Source organism: Bacteroidales bacterium, assembly GCA_035342335.1.
Lineage (GTDB): Bacteria > Bacteroidota > Bacteroidia > Bacteroidales > JAGONC01 > JAGONC01.
In genome coordinates, this window is sequence record DAOQWY010000009.1 from 10,165 (window position 1) to 34,328 (window position 24,164).

Below are 24,164 nucleotides of genomic sequence, written 5' to 3' on the forward strand. Positions count from 1 at the left end.
TGAGGGTATAGGATCCATCTGGGGCAGGGCCAAAGATAGGGTCTTCGATCGTTGTTGAACTCAGGTATGCCGTGCCCGTACCTGTCCAGGCAAATTCGAGTCCTGTTCCGCTTGATGAGGCAGCGATCTGGAATGTTTCCGAAGCGCATTCGCCAATGGTTCCTCCGGTACCGGCCTCAACTGTTGGAGCAGGGGCAACGATGATTGTGACATTATCGGAGGCTGTACATCCATAATCATCGGTTACAGTCAGGGTGAGGGTATAGGATCCATCTGGGGCAGGGCCAAAGATAGGGTCTTCGATCGTTGTGAAGTTCAGGTAATTGACTCCATCCCCTGTCCATTCATATGTATATGGTTCCGTACCTGTAACTGAAGCATTGATTTGGAAAATTTGATCGCTACATTCCCCAATTATTCCTCCCTCGCCGGCATCAACAGAACAATCATCACCTTTATTGTTACCAAGGTAGTAATCAAAATAATTTATCTTTATTTCTTTTCTTAATCGATCATTAGTAATCCAATTATGTTTTAAAATACTAGAATACCCAAGAGTCCTAGGTGGCAATACTATAAAAATTAAAACTACCCAAACTGAAATAACAAAATATTCCCAACCGATCTTAGTGGATCTATTTCGTCCGTCTGCTCGATTCCCGATTGAGTGTTTCGTATGTTGGGTGGTGGACAAGGGGCGGATGAATTAAATGATCGGCAATCTGCTATCAGCAATATAAATCGGCAATCTGCTATCAGCGATCAGCAATCTAATCTGCAATCTGCAATCGGCGATCAGCGATCTAAATCTGCCAACGGCAATCTGTAATCTGCAATCTGTTAATTCAGATCGCCGATTGCTGATCCTTCGGGCTTCGCCCTCAGGACATGTAGCCGATTGCCGATTTAGATAGCCGCTTGCCGATTGCCGATTGCAGATTAATCGGTTCGCGCGCCGGGCATGGCGGAAACGATCACGCGTGCGTGCAAAAATACTCCACGGGAAAACGATGGGAAAGCCACCGGAAAAACGGGTGCGGAATAAATACCGATGACCAATTTGCCTCATGATGCCTTTCTCAACGACTCCAACGGTAAATACGCTGAAATCACTGAATTGTTGGAAGGCTCCGGCAAATCAAAATGCGGAACGACAGAAGATAAAAAACCGATGTGCGTCCTTTTTTCTTCGATACAGTGCGTTAAATGATGACCAACTTCTTGCCTACTACTGCTTCTGCGATTCTGTCAGACTGACATTTTGCTCCACCATGCCCATGGATGAATAACAAAAATCAACTCATCAATCTTTATAAGTTCGATTCGTGATACTTTCTTAGCCAAAAGTAAGATATTTTGACAACTGATACAAATATTCCGTGATTTTTTTTACGAGCCCTGCTGTTTTTACGGCCAACAGCGGGATTTGTTTCATAAAGCGACGTGCGACATATGTTCCCGGTGTGCCATTCAACATCCTGGCAATAACCGGCTAAAATAAGCATAAGGACGGGCCTCCTTGAATAGCCATTAACGATTACCCAGGTAGAAATAGAGGTTGAAGGCGAGGGAGAGTTACGAAAGGAAGGATGAAAGAACAAGAAATGTATTGAACTTCAGGGCGCAGTTCAGGGCAGCGAAGCCCTGGTGGTACCAAATACCCGGAGCCATGCGACGGGGATTTGGCAGGGTGAGCTGCCCGGTCCCGACACCGCCAGGTGTCGGGAGAACCTCGCCCTGAAAAAGACTTTTTTGGTACTTTTTTGGTCTCAAAAAAGTACGAATTAAAAAGCGGCCGTGGAGCAAAAAAGAAGCAGCCAGGGAATTTGGATTTTGTGATTTGCTTGGAATTTGGTCCCGATTGCAATCGGGATGGAATTTGCGATTTGCCCACCGGCACTATTGGGATTACACCCGGGATCTTCTCAACGCACCGATATCCGACAGCTCCTTCCCAATTTCCTGTATACCACGAAGGATCTTCTCAGTCTGTCTTGCAGAGGGGTGTTTATGCCCCATGACATATTGTGACAGGAGCGATGCATTCATTCCGATGCGGTGGGCAAGAAACCGGGAATTGATGATATGGTAATATTTAAAGAATTGTTGCAGATCGACTTCCAGGGAGATATCTGGAAGGGAACAGGACTCATGGATGTCTTCGTAGTATAACTGAAGAGCTTCCAGGCAGTTCAGTTTTAACTCATGGAGATTCCGGCCGGTAGTGAATACAGGCAGATCGGCTGCATATGCTGAAAAACCAGTGCCGGTTATTTCAATGATGAATGTTTGTTTCTTCACGTCTGTGATTCTTAAGATTCTTTTCGTCTGGCGATCCCTGCCACTTTCAAAGTCTTTCGTACAAGGCCCTTACCGGCTTCCTGACTGCCATGGTCGGAAAAAACAATGATTCCTTTCTTTACTGGATGCCTCATTTTGATATGCGATCCTTTCCGTGAAATCGCATACCAGCCATCATCTATCAGAATCCGGTATAATTCTGAACATTTCATGCAAAAGTAAATAAAAATTTACTTTATTGATACAAATCCATAAGAAAATTACAAATTCCATCCCGATTGCTATCGGGATGGAATTTGGGATTTTATAGCGCTGCGTGGCAAAACGCTATTTGAACTTAAGTTCCCGGGGATCCTGCCGGGTATCGAAGAGCCGGATAATTTCGATGCTCGTTTCAACTTTCCTCTTCATTTTTCTGATATTTTTCCCTGGCTTCCCTTATGACTTGTTCGTGTGGAACTACCTTTCCTTGTTCCAGCTGATGGATTCCATCGAGAAGAGCTTGTTGTTCACTTCCTGTGAGTGCATCCCACTCCTCCGTGTCATCCTGACTGTTCAGAAAATTGAGGATCTTCCCATAAACTTTTTTTAATCGTTCTGAGCTGAGCGAATCAATCTTTCTGAATAATTCGATTTTTAATTCTGACGAATCCATGACATTTGTAATTTATGCAAAAATAATCAACACCTTGCCTCAAGTGACATTTGAAGTAAAATTCAAAATGGTTACCGGTAGGTTTCTTTCTGTTAATACGAAAAAGGGAAAAATGTTACCCTGCCGATAGCCGATTGTGAGATTTTCCAAACGACGCCCTTGTTCTACAATACGTTAACCGCTACGCGGTAGCACGACCGCTGACTACAATACTTTAACCGCTACGCGGTAGTCCGACCGCCGACTGCTGATCCCTCGTCATCCCGCCGCAGGCGGGATTCCTCGGGACAGGCCGCTGAGTGCTGACTCATAATTCGAGGCAGCCTTCATTTTTGCTCCACGGCCGCAGGGCCCGAGCGAATGTCCATCAACGATTGCAGAGATAGAAGTCGAGGTGGAAGGCGAGGGAGAGATTCCAAAGGAAATAGGAGATCAGAAATATTTTTGATATCTGATCTCCTTTCGCAAATCGCCTTCTACTTCTCGCTCCACCTCTCCCTCGGCAATCAGCTATGGATATTCATCGAGGTGAAGGCCAGGGAGAAATTCGAAAGGAAGGATGAAAGAACAAGAAATGTATTGAACTTCAGGGCGCAGTTCAGGGCAGCGAAGCCCTGGTGGTACCAAATACCCGGAGCCATGCGACGGGGATTTGGCAGGGTGAGCTGCCCGGTCCCGACACCGCCAGGTGTCGGGAGAACCTCGCCCTGAAAAAGACTTTTTTGGTACTTTTTTGGTCTCAAAAAAGTACGAATTAAAAAGCGGCCGTGGAGCAAAAATGAAGCAGCCAGGGAATTTGGATCTTGTGATTTGTTTGGAATTTGATCCCGATTGCAATCGGGATGGAATTTGCGATTTTTATGTGTCTTCTTTATCCCCTCCGGGGAATGACATGGAATGATCCGACGCTTGGTTCTACAATACTTCAACCGCTACGCGGTAGTTCGGTTTGCTGGCCACCTACCGCTTCCCGCTTCCTGCCTCCCGCCGAACGCTGATCATACACCTGTTGATCTGGAACGAGGGGGTAAATGTTACCCCTCCCTGAATAACCAGCATTCGGACATGCAAGGTCGAAACAGAATTTTTCCGGACATATTTCATAAAAAATTGATTTTATACTTAATTTTGTGTATTAATCATTATTACATGGCCATTATTTCAATGTTCTATGGAATTATTGTTTCGCTTTATTTCTTTGATAACAGACGTCACCATGTTCCTCACATTCATGTAAAATACCAGGAAGAAGAGGCGATTATTTCAATTCCGGAAGGAACCCTGATAGAAGGAACACTTAAATCAAACAAAATGAAACTTGTTCAGGCCTGGATTGAGATACATCAGGAAGAACTTCTGGCAAACTGGGAACTGGCGATGAAAGGTGAAAATATTTTTAAAATAGAACCATTAAAATAATCTGTTCAATGCTCCCAAGAGTTAAAAGTGTCAAACCGCAAATAAACTATCGCTTATTGCTTGTTTTTGATAATGAGGAAGTTAAAATCTTTGACCTGAAGCCTTATCTTGACAGGGGGAAATTTACTGAATTAAAGGATCTTCATATATTTAATTCAGTACGGCCATTTCTTGGCAGCATCCAGTGGAGCAATGAACTTGATCTGTGTCCAGACACATTATATCTTGATAGTGTTCCTGATATTTTTACGAAAGAAATAGTTAATATCCCGTAGCTGTTGGAGTAGTTCTGATAATTTTCTGTCCTTCTCCATCCCCTCCGGGGAATACAAATGGTTGGGTTATTCGCTTTTGCTGCTACAATACTTTAACCGCTACGCGGTAGTTCGGTCGCTGACTGCTGACTACAATACTTTAACCGCTACGCGGTAATCCGACTGCTGACCGCTGACCGCTGACTACAATACTTTAACCGCTACGCGGTAGTTCGACTGCTGACCGCTGACTACAATACTTTAACCGCTACGCGGTAGTTCGACTGCTGATCCCTCGTCACTGCGTTCCTCGGGACAGGCCGCTGACCGCTGACCGCCGACCGTCATTTTTTGATCCTGAATCCAACCGGCTTCCTTTCAGTACTTCTCTGGTGCAGTGCGTAGATCTTGTCCAGCAGGTATTTAAAAAACCCTGTTCAGTTTCTGATCCAGAACGGAAGAAAGCATGGCAACTCCCTGTTCGGTAAATGCCATTGGCGCATACCGTGTCCCTCCGCGTTTTGAGGTCGCAATTTGCGACCTCAAACATTCAATTTCGTCCTTATTAAGCTCAAACATAAAATCCGCAGGGAATCGCTTGAGATTTCGGCGGACCTGCTCTTTTAACCGTTTTGTTTCAACCCCGTACAGAACGGCTAAATCAGCATCCCGCATGACGAACATTCCCCTGAGCTCAAAAATCAATGGAATGTAGTTTCTTGAAAGAATAGCATTTGTCATAATCTTCCGATTGAGTTTAATGCGGAAGCGGGGATCGCCGCCTGTCCCGATTGAAGCCGGGAGTTGGAAAGGGGCACAAAATGTCAACCGCAACCATCTTCTATCTGGTAATAACCGGCCAAAATAAGGATAACGGCGGGAGGGAGGGGTGCGTTTCTTATTCGCTATTCGCAGTTTGAAGTTTAAAACGGTCAATTTCGTTCCAATCAATCTCTATCCGAACTTTTCCTCCAAGTCCGATCTCTACGATTTCGTAAAGTGTTTTAATCGTGATATTGCTTACATCGTTTTCGATACGTGAAATGTAGCTTCTTTTTTTGGACACTCGTTGTGCCAACTGTTCCTGAGTCATGAGTTTTGATTCTCTGGCTTGCCGCAAGAGTATCCCTATCCTGAACGATTCAAAGTCCCGTTCTAACTCATCACGACGCGGTGTGCCGATTTTACCGAACTGACGATCTTTGATCTTTGACCAAGTGGTTACGTTTGATTTTTTATTTTTCATTTCTTGTCTCTTTAAAATACTCTTTTCTAAGTCGCAAAGCCCTTTCAATTTCTCTTTTTTGGGTTTTTGCAGATTTCTTTTGAAAGCCGGTTAGAAGAATCACCAGCTTACCACTGTCAAAAAACAAAACACTCTCCATTGCTGATTCCCAATTGAAACCCTGGTTTCATAAAGACCATTTGTTCCTTCAATATGTTTAATATATTTTTCTGGTACCTTTTGTTCATACTCTATAAGATTTAAGATTTTATAAATCTTAATCCTGACTCTTTCTGGTTGCTTGACAAGGAATTTTTCAAAATGGTCCTTATAAGCGACAATATGCCGTATCCTTTCCAACTCGGCTCCTTTGCAAATGTAACTAATAAGTTACAATTTAACAATAACTATTTTTAAAACGGTGAACAGCGAACTGCAAACGACAAACGTCAAACTTCAATTTGCAATCCCGGCAAGTCGGGATCTCCGATTCGCTTCGATTTGCAGTTTGCTGCTTGTCCTCGCGAAAGCGAGGATTGCAGTTCGCAATTATTCATATCTGTTAATCCGGAAAGATAGAAAATGTTACCCTGAGCCATCCTGATCAGTTGGGCGGATTGACACTGATTTATACAATTTCAATTACCAGGTTTTTTCCCAGTCCGTACTCTACCAGCCTGTGAAAAGTAGATACCTGGATGTCGCTTTTCCCTCTTTCAATTCTTGAAATATAGCTTTTCCTGGTGCCGGTTCGATTAGCAAGATCAAGCTGGGTGAGTTTCGCTTTCTTACGTTCTTCTTTAAGCATAATTCCCAGTCGAAACGCGAGTGCTTCTTTTTCATAAAGCTCTCTTTCCGGTGTGCCTCTGGGTCCGTATTTTCGTGTTAACAATTCTTCGAAATCTGTAATTTTTTTCATTTTCTGTCAATATTGGATTGTTCCATGAAATAATTCCTTCTGATTAAAATTGCCTGTTTCAGTTCACCTGTACGTATTTTTCCTGATTTTTTGACGATGCAATTCATGATAATAATCCGGTCATCCTTGTCAAAAAAACAGAATATCCGGATATTCCGATGGGATGTTGAAATCCTGATCTCATAAATTCCATTTGTGCCTCGGATGTGTTTGAAAAAATTCGCCGGAATTCGTTCCTCATACCGGATTAAATCCATCGTGATCTCGATTTTCCTTTGTGTTTTAAGATCTTGTTTTTCAAAGAACTCCAGAAAGTAATTTTTGAAAACGTAAATAGATCGTTTCATAACAAAATTAACTAATTAGTTAATATCTCATCTGTAATACTTTATTTAAAACTGCGAAATCGAGGTTTGCTGTTCGCAGTTAATTACATCTGTTAATACGAAAAGGGGGGAAATGTGACCCTGTCAATCGGCGATCTGCAATCTGTAATCAGCAAGCTAAATCTGCAATCGGCAATCTGTAATCGGCAATCTAAATCTGCAATCAGTAATCAGTAATCAGTAATCAGCAATCTGGAAATTCAGATTACTGATAGCCGATAGCCGATTGCCGATTTAGATCGCCGATTAGATCGCAGATTGCTGATAGCTGATTGCTGATTACTGATTGCTGACAGCCGATTTATTACCGCTTAAATCCAATCTTTTTACGATTGGTTTGATCTTCCTGCTGTTGCCGTGATTTTTCTAATTGTTTGATATAGTTGAATATCAAGAGAATTTTACGATCATGACCCACAAGTGTGTGCTCAATTTTTTCAAGTCTTAACAAAACATCTTTATGTGTAAGCAGCAAGTGACGTAATCTGCTATAGATGCGCATGATCTGAATATTAACTTTCACTGCTCTGTCGCTGTTCAGGACACTGGATAACATAAGTACCCCATGTTCTGTAAACGCATAGGGTAATTTCCGTTTGCCTCCCCAACTTGAAGTCGCAATTTGCGACTTCAAGTTGTCAAATTCCTCTTGTGTCAGTAGGAACATAAAATCTTCAGGAAATCGATCCCTGTTTCTTCTGACCTGTTCATTAAGGCGTCTCGTTTCAACTTCGTATAGTTGAGCTAAGTCGCTGTCTATCATTACCTTTTCTCCTCGGATGAAGTATATTTTGGTCATTACGACTTCATCCGGTACAATAAGTCGACTTTTATCCTGTGTCATGTTTACAGTTAACAGTTTTATAATTGTTAATCCGGAAAGAGTGGGAAATGTTCCCCGGGGTCAATCGTAATGAAACCTGCAGCTGTAAATAAGGATCTCATTGTCATTCACCCTGTAAACCAGCCGGTGCTCCCGGTCGATGCGGCGTGACCATAATCCGGCCAGGTCATATTTCAGTGGCTCCGGCTTTCCCAGGCCTTCATAAGGAGATCGTTCAATATCCTTAATTAATTCATTGACCTTTTTCAGGATCTTTCTATCCTCCGACTGCCATGAGGTGTAATCCTCCCATGCATTAAGGGCAAAGGTGATTCGCATCAGTCTGTTGTTAAATCTTTGTGAACAACATCGCCTTCCTTCATTTGCCGTATAGATTCATATAACCGATCCGCATTGGCTTTTGAACTCAGCAGATGAACGGTCTCCATTAACGAATTGTACTCATTTAACGAGATCAGGACAGCGCCATCGCCGTTGCTTCGCTTAATGATCAGGATTTCATTATCATTTTCAACCTCATCGAGGTATTTTTTCAGCTGAGTCCTGAACTCTGTGAAATTGGTCGCTTTCATTTTCTTTTTCAATAAGTTATTAAATAAGTACAAATATACGTACTTAAATGATAACTTATTCGTGTTATCGTTTTTTTTCTTCACAGGACTTGGAATAATTGTACCCGGTTTATATTTGTTAATACGGAAAGGGGGGGAAATGTGACCCTGTTAATCGGCGATCGGCAATCTGAATCGGCGATCAGCAATCTGTAATCAGCAATCTAAATCTGTAATCTGCAATCTAAATCTGCAATCGGCAAGCTAAATCTGCAATCGGCTATGGGTAACTTGCAGTCTGTCAATTCAGATTACTGATAGCCGATGGCCGATTTAGATAGCCGATAGCCGATTGCCGATTGCCGATTTGATAGCCGATTGCCGATTTAGATCGCCGATTAGATCGCAGATTGCTGATAGCAGATAGCCGATTTTATAACTGTTAATACGGAAAAGGGAGAAATGTGACCCGATTCTCGTCCTTGTCCGGGATTAAAAGTTTGCGTGGCATCTTAAAATAGAATCAATGTATATTTGTGCTACTGTTTGGTGGAAAACAATATCAAACCAAATTCAAATTTATGCAATTGAATGAAAATCAATATTTTGATTGTATAAATGATGAATTATATGCATTCAGTGTTCATGATTTTGCTGAATTCAGGATGCTGTGTTCGAAAGAAAAAGATTTAATCAATAAAATTGAGCAACTTGAAAATACCCTGTTAGAAAATAAGAATGATCAATATACTTTTAATGGGATTTGCTGGGTTTGCAATGAAGCAGTCGATTTATCTGTTGATTATGAATATTCATTTCTTCGTAATGGGATCTTCATTCCAAATTTAAGAGAGCGGTTAATTTGTCCCCATTGTCTCCTATATGCCAGAGTGCGGTCAATTTATCATTTCTTATGTACCAAAATAAATCCTGACACAACTTCCAGCATCTATATAACCGAACAAACAACCCCCTTATTCAGATTACTGAAAAGAAAATTTCCTTATGTAATAGGGAGTGAGTTTCTGGGTAAGCCAGGGAAATTCATCGCTGACAATTTTCCGGGAATCAGAAATGAGGATCTTTGTGACCTCACGTTCGACCGGGATGCCTTTGACTATATTCTGACCTTTGATTGTTTTGAACATATCTACGATTATAAAAAAGCATTGAAGGAGTGCTTCCGGTGTTTAAAGAAAGATGGCACACTTTTTTTTTCCATTCCTTTTTATCCCTATCAGGAAAATAATATTTTAAGAGCATATTTGGATGATGATGGCAATATTGTTCATATACTCCCTGAGGAATGGCACGGTGATCCAATAAGTACAGGCAGTCTTTGCTTTCATAATTTTGGCTGGCAATTCATATACGACACCAATGCAATAGGATTTGAAAGCGTGGAGGTAATTTTTTATTGGTCATCGAGATTTGGTTATTTAGGAGGGCTCAGGCCTCTTTTTATTGCAATGAAATAATAGCGTCGAAATCCTGTAAGATAACACCTGCACCCTGCGCAATATCCTGAAAACGAAACCCGAAACGCGAAACCAGGTTCTTTCATTATTTTCGTATCTTAGCGCCTTCATCCCCAAAAAACCGCACTGATGAAAGTGGCACTGATCACCGGAATAACTGGCCAGGATGGCGCGTACCTGGCAGAATACCTTCTGAAAAAGAATTACACGGTTCACGGGATCAAGCGCCGGAGCTCGATGTTCAACACCCAGCGCATCGATCACCTGTACCAGGATCCGCACCTGGATAATAAGAACTTCATCCTGCATTATGGCGATCTGACGGACTCGACCAACCTGATCCGCATCGTACAGGAGATACAGCCGGATGAGATCTATAACCTGGCCGCCCAGTCGCACGTCCAGGTGAGCTTTGAAACGGCGGAGTATACGGCGAATGCCGACGCACTGGGGACACTCCGCCTGCTGGAGGCCATCCGGCTGCTGAAATTGGAGAAGAAGACACGCTTCTACCAGGCCTCCACATCGGAATTGTTCGGCAATGCAGCTGAGATCCCCCAGACCGAGGCAACGCCCTTCTGTCCCCGCAGCCCCTATGGCGTGGCCAAACTCTACGCCTACTGGATCACGGTGAACTACCGGGAAGCCTACGGGATCTTTGCCTGTAACGGGATCCTGTTCAACCACGAGTCACCCATCCGCGGCGAGACGTTTGTCACCCGTAAGATCACCCGCGCCGCGGCGCGCATCGCACTCGGAATTCAGGACCGGCTGTTCGTGGGCAACCTTTCGGCACGGCGCGACTGGGGCCACGCCAGGGATTTTGTGAAAGCAATGCACCTGATGCTGCAACAGGACCAGCCGGATGATTACATCATCGCCACGGGCGTCGCTACGGAGGTTAGAGAACTTGTCAGGATGGCTTTCAGCGAAATAGGCATCGAGCTTGAATTCACCGGCAGGGGTGAGGAGGAGACCGGGATCGTCATTGCCTGTCATAATCCTGAATATCAGCTGGATAAAGGCACCGTTGTCGTTGAGGTTGATAAAAAATATTACCGTCCCACGGAAGTGGATATCCTCCAGGGCGACGCCTCGAAAGCCCGCCGTGAACTCGGCTGGGAACCGGAATGCACGCTTGCGGACCTGGTGCGGGAAATGATGGAATCGGACATTGCCCTGATGAAGAAAGAACTGTTCCTGAAAGATCACGGGTACGAGGTGATGGGATACTTTGAGTGAGAGGAGAGAGGAGAGAGGAGAGAGGAGAGAGGAGAAAGGAGAGAGGAGAAAGGAGAGAGGAGAAAGGAGAGAGGAGAGAGGAGAAAGGAGAAAGGAGAGAGGAGAGAGGAGAGAGAAATTACAGATTACCGATTGCAGATTACCGATTGCCGATTGAACATAAGACTGCTATGAATCACAGAAGTAGAATATACATCGCGGGACACCGGGGAATGGTAGGGTCGGCGATCGTCAGGTGCCTGGCCGGCAGCGGTTACGGGAACCTGGTGATGCGATCCCACCCTGAGCTGGATCTGACCGATCAGCAGGCAGTGGCGGCTTTCTTTGTAAAGGAAAAACCGGAATATGTCTTTCTGGCAGCAGCACGGGTGGGGGGGATCGTGGCCAACAATACCTACCGTGCTCAGTTCATCTTTGAGAACCTGATGATCCAGAACAACATCCTTCACCAGAGCTATGTGCACGGAGTGAAAAAACTCCTGTTCCTCGGCAGCAGCTGCATCTATCCCAAATATGCCACCCAGCCGATCAGCGAGGAGCAACTGCTTACGGGACTGCTGGAATATACCAACGAGCCCTACGCCATTGCCAAGATCGCAGGCATCAAGATGTGCGAGGCCTACAACGATCAATATGGCTGTGACTTCATCCCGGTAATGCCCACCAACCTTTACGGCCCGAACGATCAGTACGATTTCGAGCATTCCCACGTCCTCCCCGCCCTCATCCGTAAGATCTACCTTGCACGGTGCCTGGAGGAAGGTGATTTTACCGCAATCCAAAGAGATCTTGCAGGTCAGCGGTCGGCAGGTCAGCGGTCAGCAGGTCAGCGGTCGGCAGGTCAGCGGTCAGCAGGTCAACGGTCGGCAGGTCAGCAGCGGAGCGAAGCGACGTCCCGACGAAAGTCGGGATCAGCAGCCGGAAGTCAGGAGCGTGTCCTGAGGAGTGCAGCGACAAAGGATCTGCAGCATGCAGAAGACATCCTTGTGACACTATCGGCCTATGGCATCCGGAAAGATCCCCGCGGCGCGGTGACGCTGACGCTATGGGGCACGGGGACGCCGCGGCGGGAATTCCTCCACGTGGACGACCTGGCAAGAGCGGTGCTGTTCGTGATGGAAAAGCTCCACGCGGGCGACATCCGGACCGTGATACGGGACAGGGACGGGCGGCCGGAAGCGGTGTACAGCCACCTGAACATCGGAAGCGGCACCGACCTGACCATCAAAGAACTGGCGCTCCTGGTCAGCGAAACCATCGGATTCCGGGGAGAGATCCGTTTCGATCCCTCTAAACCCGACGGTACACCAAGAAAGCTTATGGATGTTTCGAAAATAAACAACCTCGGCTGGCACCCGAGCATCGGACTCGAAGAGGGAATCCGGGAAGTATATCGTGACTATATAAATTTTGATTTTTGAACTTTACTCTTTGCTATTTGATCTTCTATGAAGGATAACGTGATCATCATCACCGGTGCCTCCTCGGGCATCGGCTTCGCGCTGGCCAGTGAACTGGCCCAAAGGGGGGCCGTACTCGCCCTGGGAGCCCGAAACGGCCAAAAACTGGAGGAAATGGTCCGCGACTTCTCCCGCCGGGGCGTCACATCCATTGCCGTTCCAACCGATGTGTCCAGGGAAGACGAGTGCCGGAACCTGGTGCAGAAAACGGTCGAAGCCTTTGGACGCGTAGATGTGCTCATCAACAACGCGGGCATTTCCATGCGGGCGCTGTTTGAGGATCTGGACCTTAAAGTGTTGCATCAATTGATGGATGTAAACTTTTGGGGAACAGTTTATTGTACCAAGTACGCCTTGCCACATTTGCTTCAGTCAAGGGGATCGGTCGTTGGCATTATTTCGGTTGCGGGGTACATAGGGCTGCCGGGGCGCACAGGCTATGCGGCTTCCAAATTTGCCATACGCGGTTTTCTGGATACGCTGCGGTGCGAGAACCGTAAAAAGGGGCTGCACGTGCTGGTGGCCGCTCCGGGGTTTACCAGTTCCAACATCCGAAACCTGTCGCTTACCGCCGATGGAACGCCACAGGGGACGACGCCACGCGATGAAGGAAAGATGATGACCGCGGAAGAGGCGGCGCGGCGGATCGTGCGGGCGATCGAAAAACGAAAACGGTCGCTGATCCTGACATTCCTGGAAGGTAAGTTTACCGTGTTCCTCAACAAGTTCTGCCCTTCCCTGGTCGACAGGCTGGCCTACGAGCATATGGCCAAGGAGCCCGATTCGCCTTTTAAATGATGTCCCATCCTGCACCGCATGACTATTTACGCCACGCGTTAAGCCTGACTGCCGACCGCCAACTATTTCCCCATCCGCTCCAACCCCGACCGCGCAGGCTCGTAGGTGGGATTGATCCGCAGGGCACGGATGTAGCAATCACGCGCTTTACCGGTATCTCCCATCGCCCTGTACACATTGCCCAGACCGGTGAGGCCGGCAGGGGATTCCGGTGCCAGCCGAATGGATCGCTCGTATGCCTGAATTGCCTCCGGGAATTTTTGCATATAATAGTAGCATTCACCAAGCCAGACGAGCCCGTCGGGATCATCGGGCTTGATGGCGAGATACCGGTTGATGGTTTCGAGGGCTTTCCCGAATTCATTCATATGCATATACGCTATGGCCATGTTATGGTAGGAATTGCCATAATCGGCTGCCGACCGGATCGCCCTTTCGTATAAGACGATTGCTTCCTGTGCGCGTTTCAATTTGACCAGGGCTCCTCCGGCGTTGTTCAATGCATCGGTGTAGGCTGAATCCAGGAGGATGGCACTGGAAAACAGATTGAAGGCAGTCTGCAGGTCTCCTTCTGTATAATAAAGATATCCCAGATTATTGATTGCCAATGTATAAGATGAGTCAACCTGAAGTGAATGTTTAAAAGCTTTTTTGGCTTCCCCGGTCCTGCCCATATGCTGAAGCGCCACTCCCAGGTTATTCCAGGGCCTTGGGTTCCGCGGTGATTTTGAAGCACTGTCTTTCCAGAGGGCATATTCTGATTTCCAAACCTGGTTCCTTCGGTTTGATCCGGCGGAACAGGCCAGCACGATCAGTGTCAGAAGGACCACCAGGAGCGTTCTGTGTTTCGCGGCCAGGAAATATGCACCGGCATACACCACGGCAATGTTGAAGCCAATGATGGGCAGGTACAACCTGTGCTCAAACAGGACATCATTGATCGGTATGAACGAAGAGGTGACGGAAAGGGTCAGGAAAAACCAGATGATCCCGAAGGAGATCAGCCTTTTCTTCCTGTAAAGGATCACTCCTGCTGCCAGTAACGCAAGGATGAACAAAAGACTGGCGATGACAGGGAAGCTCCATAAGGTCGTCGAAAGCTCTAAATCGTAGTCAATATTCTGATTGACAGGAACGAATAGAAGCTGGATGTATTTGATGATCACCCGGAACTGGGTCAGCAGGTAATCTTTTCGCGTGATCGTTTCCGTTTCGGAGGGGAGATGACCGGTGATGACGATCAGAAGCAGTACCAGGCCAATGAAGGAAAGGAATGCGGTGAGGTACCTCCGGCAGGGCTTTCCGTCTTTTGTCCGGATGAAGAACAGCTCCACCAGGGCAAAGGCAGCCGGGAACGTGATGGCGTCCTGTTTGGAAAGGATGGCCAGCAAGCCGGAAAACAAGGCGAGAACGAGCATTGCAACGCTTTTGGCCCGTTTCTGATTTTGCAGGTACTCCAGCCGTCCCTGCAGGTAAAGGTAAACTGCCAGAAGATAGAACAACGACGAGAGGATGGTCATTCGCTGGATGGTGTAGCTGACGGCCTGTGTCTGAATGGGATGCGTTATGAACAACAGGGCGATGAAAAGTGCGACAAGGTGCCTGTGCTGAAAGGGTATTTTATCGATCAGTGTTTTAAAAGACAGCAGCTTTGACAAAAGCAGGTAAACCAGCCATCCGTTGAGGATGTGAATCAGGATGTTCACCAGGTGGTAACCGGTAACATTGTATTTACCGAAAAAATAATTCACGGCAAAAGTCAGCTCCGACACCGGGCGGTGGTCGAGGTTCGTCCAGTAGCTGAGTTCGGTGAAGGTTTTGAACGTGGTCAGCCTCGGTTTGGCGGTGATCCCCGAAATGTCATCAAAAAGGAACTCCGAACGGATGGTGGTGGCATAGATCATAAATGCTGCGGCGGTCAACAGGAACAGAACGATCCATTTGTTCATTGCCAATGTCTTAACCACGGTGATCGTTATTCAGAGAAAAGACTGATTATTGCCAATTCATTTACGTCGTGTCAAATGTAAAATTTTTTTGTTTCACTCTGATCGATCACGGGTGAAGGCTTCGCAGGAAATCGTTTACCTCCGCGATGTGTTTTTTGCCTGGCGAAAAAATAATGTTATACCTTTACGTTTAGTTTTCGTGACGGATTTGGAACGATGCATCCTGAAAGTGCCAGCGGAACTTATGATAACCATTATAACGCCTTCCTACAACCAGCAACGGTATATTGAAAGAACTATCCGGAGCGTTTTGGACCAGGCCGCGGATGACGGGGTTGAATACATTGTGATGGATGGGGGATCCACCGACGGGACGCTGGATATTTTAAAGCGTTACGAGGGGAGGATCCGGTGGTTTTCTGCCAGGGACAATGGGCAGTCGGATGCCATCAACCAGGGTTTGGCCCTATCCGGCGGGGAGATCATCGGATGGTTGAACTCGGATGACTGTTATCTGCCGGGGACGTTGCAAAAAGTGAAGGATTTTTTTCAAAAGCATCCTGAAAAAAAATGGGTGTATGGGCGGTGCCGGATCATTGATGAAAATGACCGGGAGATCCGCCGGATGGTTACTTTTTATAAAAACTTGATTTCCAGAAAGTTCAGCTATAAATGGTTGCTGATGGAAAACTATATCTCACAGCCTGCCGTATTTTTCAGGAAAGAGGTGCTGGCAGAACTGGGGCATACCAATCCTGACCTGCATTATACGATGGATTACGAGATGTGGCTGCGTATGGGAGCCATTTATCCTGCCGGCGTGATCCATTCGTACCTGGCCTGTTTTCGTCGTCATGCAGGCACCAAAAGTGAGATGGATTTCCGGAAGCAGTTTCTCGAAGGGTACGAGGTGGTGAAAAAAATGGACAAGGGCTGGTTCGTGTGCTTCATCCATAAGCTGAACACGGTGAAGATCATCGGATTGTATCGGATCATGAAGTTTTTCGGTAGTTGACCAAATACATTGCCATGAATGAGATGCTGATCCTCTCGGAGGTTCAAACCAGCAGGATCCAGTACATTGCCATCGCCGGCAGTATCTTGTTGCTTGCACTGATACTTGTACTGATCCGGAACAAAAAGATTAAAGAGGAATATTCCCTTTTATGGTTGATCTTCGGGATTGTCTTCCTGGTTTTTTCCGTTTTCAGGGAAGCACTGGAGATCCTGGCCCGGGTGGTTGGCATTGCCTATGCGCCCGCGGCCCTGTTCCTGTTGCTGCTGATCGCGATTTTTTTTATCCTGATTCAGTTTTCCGTCATCATTTCCAGGCTTTCCGATCAGAGCAAAAAGCTGAACCAGGAGGTGGGCATTTTGCGTTTAAAGATCAAAGAGCTGGAAGAACGGAAGGGAAGTTAAAACATTCATTCTGTTGATCGAAACCTATGAATCCGATTCTGATACTGGTCCCGGCATTCAATGAAGAGGCAAACATCGTGCAGGTGCTGGAAATGCTCACGGAGGAAGGGAGAGGGTGGGACGTTCTGGTGATCAATGATGCTTCGGAAGACCGGACAGGGGAGCTGGCAGGGATAGGAGGAAAGGCCGGGGTGATTGATTTGCCCTTCAACCTGGGCATTGGGGGGGCGATACAGACCGGTTTTAAATATGCCTGCCGGAGCGGGTATTCGTATGTCGTTCAGTTTGATGCCGATGGACAGCATCAGGCTGAGGAGATCAGCAAGCTGCTGGGGCCCGTGTTGAGTGATGAGGCCGATGTTGCGATCGGGTCGAGGTTTCTGGAAAAGAACGACGGGTACAGGTCCACCTGGAGCCGGCGGTTTGGCATCCGCATCTTTGAATGGTTAGGTTTATTGCTGATCCATCAGCGGATCACGGATCCCACGTCGGGATTTCGCGCCTATAACCGAAGGGCCATCGAATTCCTTGCCGACCGTTATCCCGGTGATTATCCCGAGCCCGAGGCAGTCGTTCTGCTGGGGAGGAATCATTTCCGTATCAAAGAAGTTTCCACTTCAATGCAGAAACGCCAGGGAGGGATCTCTTCGATCACGATCTTCAACAGTCCCTACTACATGACCAAGGTTTCGCTGGGCATGATCATGACGGCGCTGAGACCGGGAATCGCCAGATAGAAATGCTCTTTATCACAGGTTTACCGGAGGAAGGCAGGAGCAGGGCATTTTCCAAACAAAAAGAATACTTATAAAAATGATATCATAAATGTCTAATAAACAATATATTAAAAAATACAATGATCTTATATTTGATGTTGGAATGCACAGAGGTGAAGACACAGCCTATTACCTTAAACGTGGATTCAGGGTAATTGGCTTTGAGGCGGATCCCGACCTCGTTATGCATTGCAAGGCAAAGTTTGCAGAAGAAATTAAAGCTTCACAGCTTCATATTGTCGATGGTGCAATTACGGATATGCCTGCAGGAGAAACGATGGGTACAACTGTAAAATTTTATAAAAACATAAACAACAGTGTATGGGGAACCATTTCCAGTGAATGGGCTGACCGAAATGCTACGTTAGGAACATCTTCTGAAATAATTGATGTTCCGGTCATCAGCTTTTCACAATGTATTGAAGAATATGGCATTCCCTACTACTTAAAGATTGATATTGAGGGTATGGATACAGTGTGTCTGAAAACATTGTTGACTTTTACCCTTAAGCCAAGTTATGTGTCGATAGAATCTGAAAAAGTACATTTTAAGAAGCTTAAGGTAGAATTTGCTCTTTTAAGACGGCTCGGTTACGACCGGTTCAAGGCGATTCAGCAGGAGGGCATTTCAAAACAGCTGGTGCCTTTTGATACAAAAGTAGGGCCTTACGTGGATTACCACTTTCAGGAAGGTTCAAGTGGCCTTTTTGGCGAGGAACTTCCAGGTGAGTGGAAAAATTATAGAAATATTATAAATGAATACAGAGGCATATTCTTGCTGTACAAATTATTTGGCGATTATGGTATCCTGAAGGATTTTAAGGCTGGTCATACTATTCAGAATGTCTTGTCGAAACGTTTACAAAGGCCAGTACCCGGGTGGTATGATACGCATGCGAAGCACATGTCCTCTGAAGGTTAGCAGTAAATCCCGACTTTGACACTTGTTGAGCTTTTAATGCTCTGAAACCCTTGAAAATGCGGATTTCTTGTTTTAATTTTCTGAGAATGCAGTGGACATTTCATTAACAAAATGATTGTTAATAGTACTTTTTGATTATGTCTTATATATTTAAGCATCGTGATAAAATTACAGCAATTTGATATAAAGCAAGCCTATTTTTATGGTTCTTTGCTTCTTCTGGACAGGTTGATGGAGGAGCTTGGCATAACCAAAGTGCTGGATGAAGTGTAAAGGCAGCATAAAAGGCTTTCATATGATCTGAAGAAAGTGATCTTTACCCTGGTATCGTCCAGGTTTGTCAAGCCTGTTTCCAAGCTTGCTTTATACGAGCGATGGATAGAAAGACTTTATCCGGTTATGGTAAATCACCATCTGTCCCTTCAGCATATTTACCGCAGCCTGGATCTATTGGCCCGACATAAAGAAGAAATGGAGATGGTCCTGTATCATTACAAAAAGGATCTCTTCAGTATGCATGTTGACATCGTGCTTTATGATTTTACCACTCTGCGCTTTGAAAGTACCCGTGAAGACCTGGGGCAATTGCGTAAGTTTGGATCCAGCAAGGAAATGCGGACAGATTGAACGCAGGTGGTTTTTGGATTGTTAACCGATACAGATGGCATTCCGTTAAGTTTTGAGGTTCATCCGGGAAACACCTTTGAAAAAGATGGTTTCTTTGGCATTATCACCAATTTAACCAATAATTCAGCCAAAGACATTGTGTTAAATTACAAGCAACTGTGGAAAATCGAAGGCGCTTTTGGAGAACTCAAGGGCAGCCTGAGATCACGCCCGGTTTTGCACTGGACCGATCATCGGATCATCGGACATCTGATGATTTGCTTCCTTTCCTATTTGTGTGAAGCTACTATGACCAAAGCCCTTCGGGAACAACATGACAGATTAGAATCAAAAGCGATTGAAGGACAATCCATTAAAACAAGACCACTGACAGTAGCAATGGTCATGGAAGAATTAAATAACGTCCTGACAATACCTGTAAATATAAAATCGCATACGATCTGGGTGAGGACGGATATACCAGTAAATGCTCAAAATTTATTGAAAGTGATGAATATGAGAATACCCCCTAAAATACTCTGAAAATTCAAAAAATGTAGTAGCACAAACCTGGTTTGGTGGTCCTTCTGTGTTGTTAACAAAATAGTTACAAAATCAAAGTGTCAAAGTCGGGAGAAACGCCAGGGAGGGATCTCTTCCATAACGATCTTCAACAGTCCCCACTACATGACCAAGGTATCGCTGGGCATGATCATGACAGCGCTAAGGAGGCGGGCTGAAGAGGGGTATCCACCGGCAATCGTCTGAATTTGAAATAAATTTACACTTATTTTATTGATGCATTGCTTTTCGCTATTTAAGTGATTATATTTGTATACTAAATACCTGACCTGAATCCGTTCATTGGTTCCTTAATTCAATCCAGATGAAACATTCAATCCTTTCATTGTTTCTGATTGCTGGGCTGGCCTGCTTTTCACAGGCACAATCCTTGATTCCCGAAGTCATTGCAAGTGCCGGGGATATCTTCACCTCAAAAAACGGTTCCTTGAGCTGGACACTGGGCGAGGCGGTGACCGAGACCATTTCTTCTGAAAACAGCCTGCTCACGCAGGGATTTCAGCAATCTTTCCTGCAGATCCTGAAGGTTGACTCTCCGGAAGATCCCGATGTGGGTGTTACCGTATATCCCAATCCCGTGAAGGACCTTTTGACCGTTGAAATCACTTCCCTTGAGAAAGAGCCGCAGATCCAGCTTGAACTGTTCGATTTTGTCGGTCAGCGGATCTATGATCAAACGATCCGATCCCAGACGCACAAAGAACAACTGGATGTCAGTCCATTCAGCTCATCGCTGTTTGTTCTGAGGGTCATTAACCTGAATTCGCATCTTACTCAGTCCTTTAAGATCCACAAGGTCAACTACTAAAATCTTCTTGTTATGAAAAAAGCTTTACTAGCACTCATTTTCACGGCGGTGCTGGCCTTTGCCCTTTCCGCGCAGGCACCCCGCGCTTTCAAGTACCAGGCAGTGGCCCGTGACAGGGCAGGCCAGGTGCTGTCGAATCAGAACGTCAGTCTGCAGATCAGTATTTTGCAATCCGGCAACAGTGGCCCGGAGATTTACAGGGAACACCAATCCGTTACCACCAGTGAGTTTGGCCTGATCAACCTTCAGGTAGGTGCGGGCCGTACGATTCTTGGCAATATGTCGGAGATCGACTGGGGATCCGGAAGTCATTACCTGCGTATCGACATGGATCCGTCAGGGGGAACAGATTTTGAGCTGATGGGGATTTCCGAGCTGTTATCCGTTCCGTATGCGCTGTACGCCGATAAGAGCGGCACCGGTGAGCGGGGCGATGATTACGACTGGGAGATCACGGAGGGCCACGTGGTTACCGGTCACGGCGGGAGCTACCCCTCCGGATATGTCGGTATCGGGAACAATACGCCCGGTACATTGCTTTATGTGGCCAAGAACATGGGTGAGCCGACCATCACGATCCGCAACCTCGGGGGCGGCGGCGGGGCGACCTACTCCATGGTGGATGACTTCAGCGGAGCGAACTGGAAATTCAAGGCGACCACCTACGGTGGATTTAAGATCCGTGACCAGGCCAATGGGCTGGATGTCATTACCATTGAGGCCAATAGTGCAGCGAATGTCCTTTACATCAATGGTTCCGGCAACATTGGCATTGGCGAGGTGAATCCTTCCTCGAAGCTGGCTGTCAACGGCAGCATCACCTGCAAGGAAGTGGAGGTAAAGGAGACCGGCTGGTCGGATTTTGTCTTTGATGAAGGCTACGACCTTCCATCATTAACCGAGCTGGATCAATATATACAGCAACACGGGCGCCTTCCGGGTGTTCCATCAGCCGAGGAAGTGAGATCGAATGGCATAAAGCTGGGTCAGATGGACGCAATCCTGTTGCAGAAGATCGAAGAGCTGACACTGTACCTGATCGAACTTCAGAAAGAGAATGAGGCGCTGAAAGCCAGAATATCCACGCTGAAAAAATAATGATCCTTAATACCTCAGAGGCACTTTTTTTCCTCAATTTAACGTTCCCTATTGCTTTCTGTTTTCAGAGTGATTATTTTTACATACTTTATTTATACCTGATCTGATCCCGTTCATTATTTCCTAAACTCAATCCAGATGAAACATTCAATCCTTTCCTTGTTTCTGATTGCTGGCCTGGCCTTCTTTTCACAGGCACAATCCTTGATCCCCGAAGTCATTGCCAGTGCCGGGGATATTTTTACCTCAAAAAACGGTTCCTTGAGCTGGACACTGGGCGAGGCGGTGACCGAGACCATTTCTTCTGAAAACAGCCTGCTCACGCAGGGATTTCAGCAATCTTTCCTGCAGATCCTGAAAGTTGACTCTCCGGAAGATCCCGATGTGGATGTTGCCGTATATCCCAATCCTGTGAATGACCTTTTGACCGTTGAAATTACTTCCCTTGAGAAAGATCCGCAGATCCAGCTTGAGCTGTTCGATTTTGTCGGTCAGCGGATCTATGATCAAACTGTCCGATCCCAGACGCACAAAGAACAACTGGATGTCAGTCCATTCAGCTCATCACTGTTCGTTCTGAGGGTCATCAACCTGAATTCGCATCTTACTCAGTCCTTTAAGATCCATAAGGTCAATTACTAAAATCTTCTCGTTATGAAAAAAGCTTTCCTTACACTCGTTTTGACGGGGGTGCTGACTATTACCCTCTTCGCTCAGGCACCCCGAGCTTTCAAGTACCAGGCAGTGGCCCGTGACAGGGCAGGCCAGGTGCTGTCGAATCAGAACGTCAGTCTGCAGATCAGTATTTTGCAATCCGGCAACAGTGGCCCGGAGATTTACAGGGAACACCAATCCGTTACCACCAGTGAGTTTGGTCTGATCAACCTTCAGGTAGGTTCGGGTCGTACGATTCTTGGCAATATGTCGGAAATCGACTGGGGATCCGGAAGTCATTACCTGCGTATCGAAATGGATCCGTCAGGGGGAACTGATTTTGAGCTGATGGGGGTTTCCGAGCTGTTATCCGTTCCGTATGCCCTGTACGCTGAAAAGAGCGGCAGCGGGGAGCAGGGCAATGATTATGACTGGGAGATCACAGGCGGCCACGTGGTCACCGGCCACGGCGGGAGTTACCCCTCCGGAAATGTCGGTATCGGGAATAATGCGCCCGGAACATTGCTTTATGTGGCAAAGAACATGGGCGAGCCGACCATCACGATCCGCAACCTCGGGGGCGGCGGTGGGGCAACCTACTCCATGGTGGATGACTTCAGCGGGGCGAACTGGAAATTCAAGGCGACCACCTACGGTGGATTTAAGATCCGTGACCAGGCCAATGCGCTGGATGTCATTACCATAGAGGCCAACAGTGCCGCCAATGCCCTGTACTTTCTGACCGGCGGCAATATCGGAATGGGAACCACAACGCCATCAACCAGGCTGCACCTCTTCCAGAATACGGCGACGACGACTCCACAGCTGCTGATCAATAACGCCAATGCCACCGGTGATGCAGCTCTGCGGTTCTTCAATCCCCCGGCCAACATCAGCCTCGGCATCGACAATGACGATAATCAGTGTTTTAAGATCACCAACACCAACCAGCTGACCGGTACACTGTACGGTGATGGCAATACGATGATGCGGATCCACAGTACCTCGGCGAACAACGGGATCGTCGATTTTAACCATCAGTCAAGGGCAAGGGCTTTTATGCCCGCGAATTTTCCACTCGGCATGCCTGGGCCTCCGCTTTTTTATTACTGGGACTGGTACGGCCGGCCCTGGCTCCCGATTCCATTTCAGGTCATAGCTCCTCAGCCTGCCTTTGATGAACACTCGGAGTTTATCATAATGGTGCCTCCTCCAGTTCCACCCATTCCTCCTCCTCCACCCGGGTTCCTGACTTCCTTCTTTATGCCTAAGGAGGAAGGATATTATCAGGTCAATGCCCGGTTTGAGATACCCATCGATTCCTCAGGGTGGATCTGGGAACTGATCCCCGAGGGCGGTGGCCCCATCCGCGAGGACGGCGGAGGCTCCCGGTTGATGACACCTCCGTGGCCCATATTCTTGTCGATCGGTATATTCCTGAATGGACAACTGTACGCTCAGGGGAATAATTTCCAGTTGAATTCAGAGTACCAGGTCTTTTATCCTGGAATGATGGAACCCACGCACGAATTCTCGGCTTTTTGGTTCATGAACGCCCCCAATGTCAGCGATGTGGTCTACTGTAACGGTCAAAACGATTATATCGAGATCTGTGTCTTTCTGGTGGGATTAGCCGGACCGGGTCAATGGTGGGTTCCCTTCCCGGTCTTTGTCAAGGGTGACCCGCACGGGGTTTTTACCTATGTCTCCATCCATAAAGTCAGCTAAAATAAAAAGAATGAATGAAAAAGCTGGCCTGCTTCAGGTCAGCTTTTTTTATTTCCGGACGTAATTTGCATTTTTTATTTCCCAAAAACC

Annotated in this window: 26 protein-coding genes and 2 pseudogenes; 15 read left to right on the plus strand and 13 right to left on the minus strand. The window is 46.6% G+C overall.

The window, feature by feature from the left end; genetic code table 11:
* From PKI34_06060 to PKI34_06080, 5 genes are all read right to left on the minus strand, one after another.
* On the minus strand, positions 1 to 694 hold a 694-nt coding region (locus PKI34_06060; GenBank protein ID HNS17367.1), incomplete at its 3' end, for a hypothetical protein.
* Between the two features lie 881 nt (positions 695 to 1,575).
* A complete protein-coding gene (locus PKI34_06065) occupies positions 1,576 to 1,773 on the minus strand; it encodes a hypothetical protein (GenBank protein ID HNS17368.1) in 198 nt (65 codons plus the stop codon).
* A gap of 135 nt (positions 1,774 to 1,908) precedes the next feature.
* A complete protein-coding gene (locus PKI34_06070; protein ID HNS17369.1) occupies positions 1,909 to 2,301 on the minus strand; it encodes a hypothetical protein in 393 nt (130 codons plus the stop codon).
* 394 nt (positions 2,302 to 2,695) lie between these two features.
* A complete protein-coding gene (locus tag PKI34_06075) occupies positions 2,696 to 2,956 on the minus strand; it encodes a hypothetical protein (GenBank protein HNS17370.1) in 261 nt (86 codons plus the stop codon).
* A 506-nt stretch (positions 2,957 to 3,462) separates the two neighbouring features.
* The gene (locus tag PKI34_06080; GenBank protein ID HNS17371.1) at positions 3,463 to 3,699 is read right to left on the minus strand and encodes a hypothetical protein; all 237 of its coding nucleotides are present in this window, start codon (positions 3,697 to 3,699) and stop codon (positions 3,463 to 3,465) included.
* A gap of 406 nt (positions 3,700 to 4,105) precedes the next feature.
* Here PKI34_06080 and PKI34_06085 point away from each other — a divergent pair, with 406 nt between their 5' ends.
* Complete coding sequence (locus PKI34_06085; protein HNS17372.1) at positions 4,106 to 4,375, plus strand: DUF4160 domain-containing protein; 270 nt, start codon at positions 4,106 to 4,108, stop codon at positions 4,373 to 4,375.
* 695 nt (positions 4,376 to 5,070) lie between these two features.
* On the opposite strand, the pseudogene PKI34_06090 reads toward PKI34_06085, so the two are convergent.
* From PKI34_06090 to PKI34_06120, 7 genes and pseudogenes are all read right to left on the minus strand, one after another.
* A pseudogene (locus tag PKI34_06090) lies at positions 5,071 to 5,370 on the minus strand (ORF6N domain-containing protein).
* A 157-nt stretch (positions 5,371 to 5,527) separates the two neighbouring features.
* Positions 5,528 to 5,875: a helix-turn-helix transcriptional regulator gene (locus tag PKI34_06095; GenBank protein HNS17373.1), complete on the minus strand. Its 348-nt coding sequence runs from the start codon at positions 5,873 to 5,875 to the stop codon at positions 5,528 to 5,530.
* Positions 5,865 to 6,214: pseudogene (locus PKI34_06100) on the minus strand (type II toxin-antitoxin system RelE/ParE family toxin). Before PKI34_06100 ends, PKI34_06095 begins: the two are co-directional and overlap by 11 nt.
* A gap of 268 nt (positions 6,215 to 6,482) precedes the next feature.
* Positions 6,483 to 6,773, minus strand: coding sequence for a helix-turn-helix transcriptional regulator (locus PKI34_06105; protein ID HNS17374.1), 291 nt, complete (start codon positions 6,771 to 6,773; stop codon positions 6,483 to 6,485).
* 690 nt (positions 6,774 to 7,463) lie between these two features.
* Positions 7,464 to 8,003 (minus strand): ORF6N domain-containing protein, encoded by a 540-nt coding sequence (locus PKI34_06110; protein HNS17375.1) that lies wholly within the window; start codon positions 8,001 to 8,003, stop codon positions 7,464 to 7,466.
* A gap of 60 nt (positions 8,004 to 8,063) precedes the next feature.
* Positions 8,064 to 8,321, minus strand: a complete 258-nt coding sequence (locus PKI34_06115) for a Txe/YoeB family addiction module toxin (GenBank protein HNS17376.1) — start codon at positions 8,319 to 8,321, stop codon at positions 8,064 to 8,066.
* The gene (locus PKI34_06120; GenBank protein HNS17377.1) at positions 8,321 to 8,575 is read right to left on the minus strand and encodes a type II toxin-antitoxin system prevent-host-death family antitoxin; all 255 of its coding nucleotides are present in this window, start codon (positions 8,573 to 8,575) and stop codon (positions 8,321 to 8,323) included. Before PKI34_06120 ends, PKI34_06115 begins: the two co-directional genes overlap by 1 nt.
* A gap of 566 nt (positions 8,576 to 9,141) precedes the next feature.
* Here PKI34_06120 and PKI34_06125 point away from each other — a divergent pair.
* The 4 genes from PKI34_06125 to PKI34_06140 all read left to right on the plus strand — a co-directional run bounded on the left by PKI34_06125 (position 9,142) and on the right by PKI34_06140 (position 13,532).
* The gene (locus PKI34_06125) at positions 9,142 to 10,032 is read left to right on the plus strand and encodes a class I SAM-dependent methyltransferase (GenBank protein HNS17378.1); all 891 of its coding nucleotides are present in this window, start codon (positions 9,142 to 9,144) and stop codon (positions 10,030 to 10,032) included.
* 126 nt (positions 10,033 to 10,158) lie between these two features.
* Positions 10,159 to 11,274 (plus strand): GDP-mannose 4,6-dehydratase, encoded by a 1,116-nt coding sequence (gmd, locus tag PKI34_06130; protein HNS17379.1) that lies wholly within the window; start codon positions 10,159 to 10,161, stop codon positions 11,272 to 11,274.
* A gap of 170 nt (positions 11,275 to 11,444) precedes the next feature.
* Entirely contained in the window at positions 11,445 to 12,695 is a 1,251-nt protein-coding gene (locus PKI34_06135; GenBank protein ID HNS17380.1) for a GDP-L-fucose synthase, read from the plus strand.
* A 27-nt stretch (positions 12,696 to 12,722) separates the two neighbouring features.
* Entirely contained in the window at positions 12,723 to 13,532 is an 810-nt protein-coding gene (locus tag PKI34_06140; protein ID HNS17381.1) for an SDR family oxidoreductase, read from the plus strand.
* 62 nt (positions 13,533 to 13,594) lie between these two features.
* Here PKI34_06140 and PKI34_06145 read toward each other — a convergent pair whose 3' ends face one another.
* Positions 13,595 to 15,481: a tetratricopeptide repeat protein gene (locus PKI34_06145; protein ID HNS17382.1), complete on the minus strand. Its 1,887-nt coding sequence runs from the start codon at positions 15,479 to 15,481 to the stop codon at positions 13,595 to 13,597.
* 244 nt (positions 15,482 to 15,725) lie between these two features.
* Here PKI34_06145 and PKI34_06150 point away from each other — a divergent pair, with 244 nt between their 5' ends.
* The 10 genes from PKI34_06150 to PKI34_06195 all read left to right on the plus strand — a co-directional run bounded on the left by PKI34_06150 (position 15,726) and on the right by PKI34_06195 (position 24,074).
* Complete coding sequence (locus PKI34_06150; protein HNS17383.1) at positions 15,726 to 16,496, plus strand: glycosyltransferase family 2 protein; 771 nt, start codon at positions 15,726 to 15,728, stop codon at positions 16,494 to 16,496.
* Between the two features lie 14 nt (positions 16,497 to 16,510).
* Positions 16,511 to 16,900, plus strand: a complete 390-nt coding sequence (locus PKI34_06155) for a DUF2304 domain-containing protein (protein ID HNS17384.1) — start codon at positions 16,511 to 16,513, stop codon at positions 16,898 to 16,900.
* A 26-nt stretch (positions 16,901 to 16,926) separates the two neighbouring features.
* The gene (locus PKI34_06160) at positions 16,927 to 17,637 is read left to right on the plus strand and encodes a glycosyltransferase family 2 protein (GenBank protein HNS17385.1); all 711 of its coding nucleotides are present in this window, start codon (positions 16,927 to 16,929) and stop codon (positions 17,635 to 17,637) included.
* Positions 17,638 to 17,725: 88 nt separating this feature from the next.
* Positions 17,726 to 18,598 (plus strand): FkbM family methyltransferase, encoded by an 873-nt coding sequence (locus PKI34_06165; GenBank protein ID HNS17386.1) that lies wholly within the window; start codon positions 17,726 to 17,728, stop codon positions 18,596 to 18,598.
* Positions 18,599 to 18,907: 309 nt separating this feature from the next.
* Positions 18,908 to 19,225 (plus strand): hypothetical protein, encoded by a 318-nt coding sequence (locus tag PKI34_06170; GenBank protein ID HNS17387.1) that lies wholly within the window; start codon positions 18,908 to 18,910, stop codon positions 19,223 to 19,225.
* Positions 19,226 to 19,231: 6 nt separating this feature from the next.
* The gene (locus PKI34_06175; protein ID HNS17388.1) at positions 19,232 to 19,747 is read left to right on the plus strand and encodes a hypothetical protein; all 516 of its coding nucleotides are present in this window, start codon (positions 19,232 to 19,234) and stop codon (positions 19,745 to 19,747) included.
* Between the two features lie 343 nt (positions 19,748 to 20,090).
* Positions 20,091 to 20,594 carry a T9SS type A sorting domain-containing protein gene (locus tag PKI34_06180; protein ID HNS17389.1) on the plus strand — a complete coding sequence of 168 codons (504 nt, stop codon included), beginning with the start codon at positions 20,091 to 20,093 and terminating at the stop codon, positions 20,592 to 20,594.
* 12 nt (positions 20,595 to 20,606) lie between these two features.
* Entirely contained in the window at positions 20,607 to 21,692 is a 1,086-nt protein-coding gene (locus PKI34_06185; GenBank protein ID HNS17390.1) for a hypothetical protein, read from the plus strand.
* A 138-nt stretch (positions 21,693 to 21,830) separates the two neighbouring features.
* Positions 21,831 to 22,334 (plus strand): T9SS type A sorting domain-containing protein, encoded by a 504-nt coding sequence (locus PKI34_06190; protein ID HNS17391.1) that lies wholly within the window; start codon positions 21,831 to 21,833, stop codon positions 22,332 to 22,334.
* Positions 22,335 to 22,346: 12 nt separating this feature from the next.
* Positions 22,347 to 24,074, plus strand: coding sequence for a hypothetical protein (locus tag PKI34_06195; protein ID HNS17392.1), 1,728 nt, complete (start codon positions 22,347 to 22,349; stop codon positions 24,072 to 24,074).
* The last annotated feature ends 90 nt before the right edge of the window (positions 24,075 to 24,164 follow it).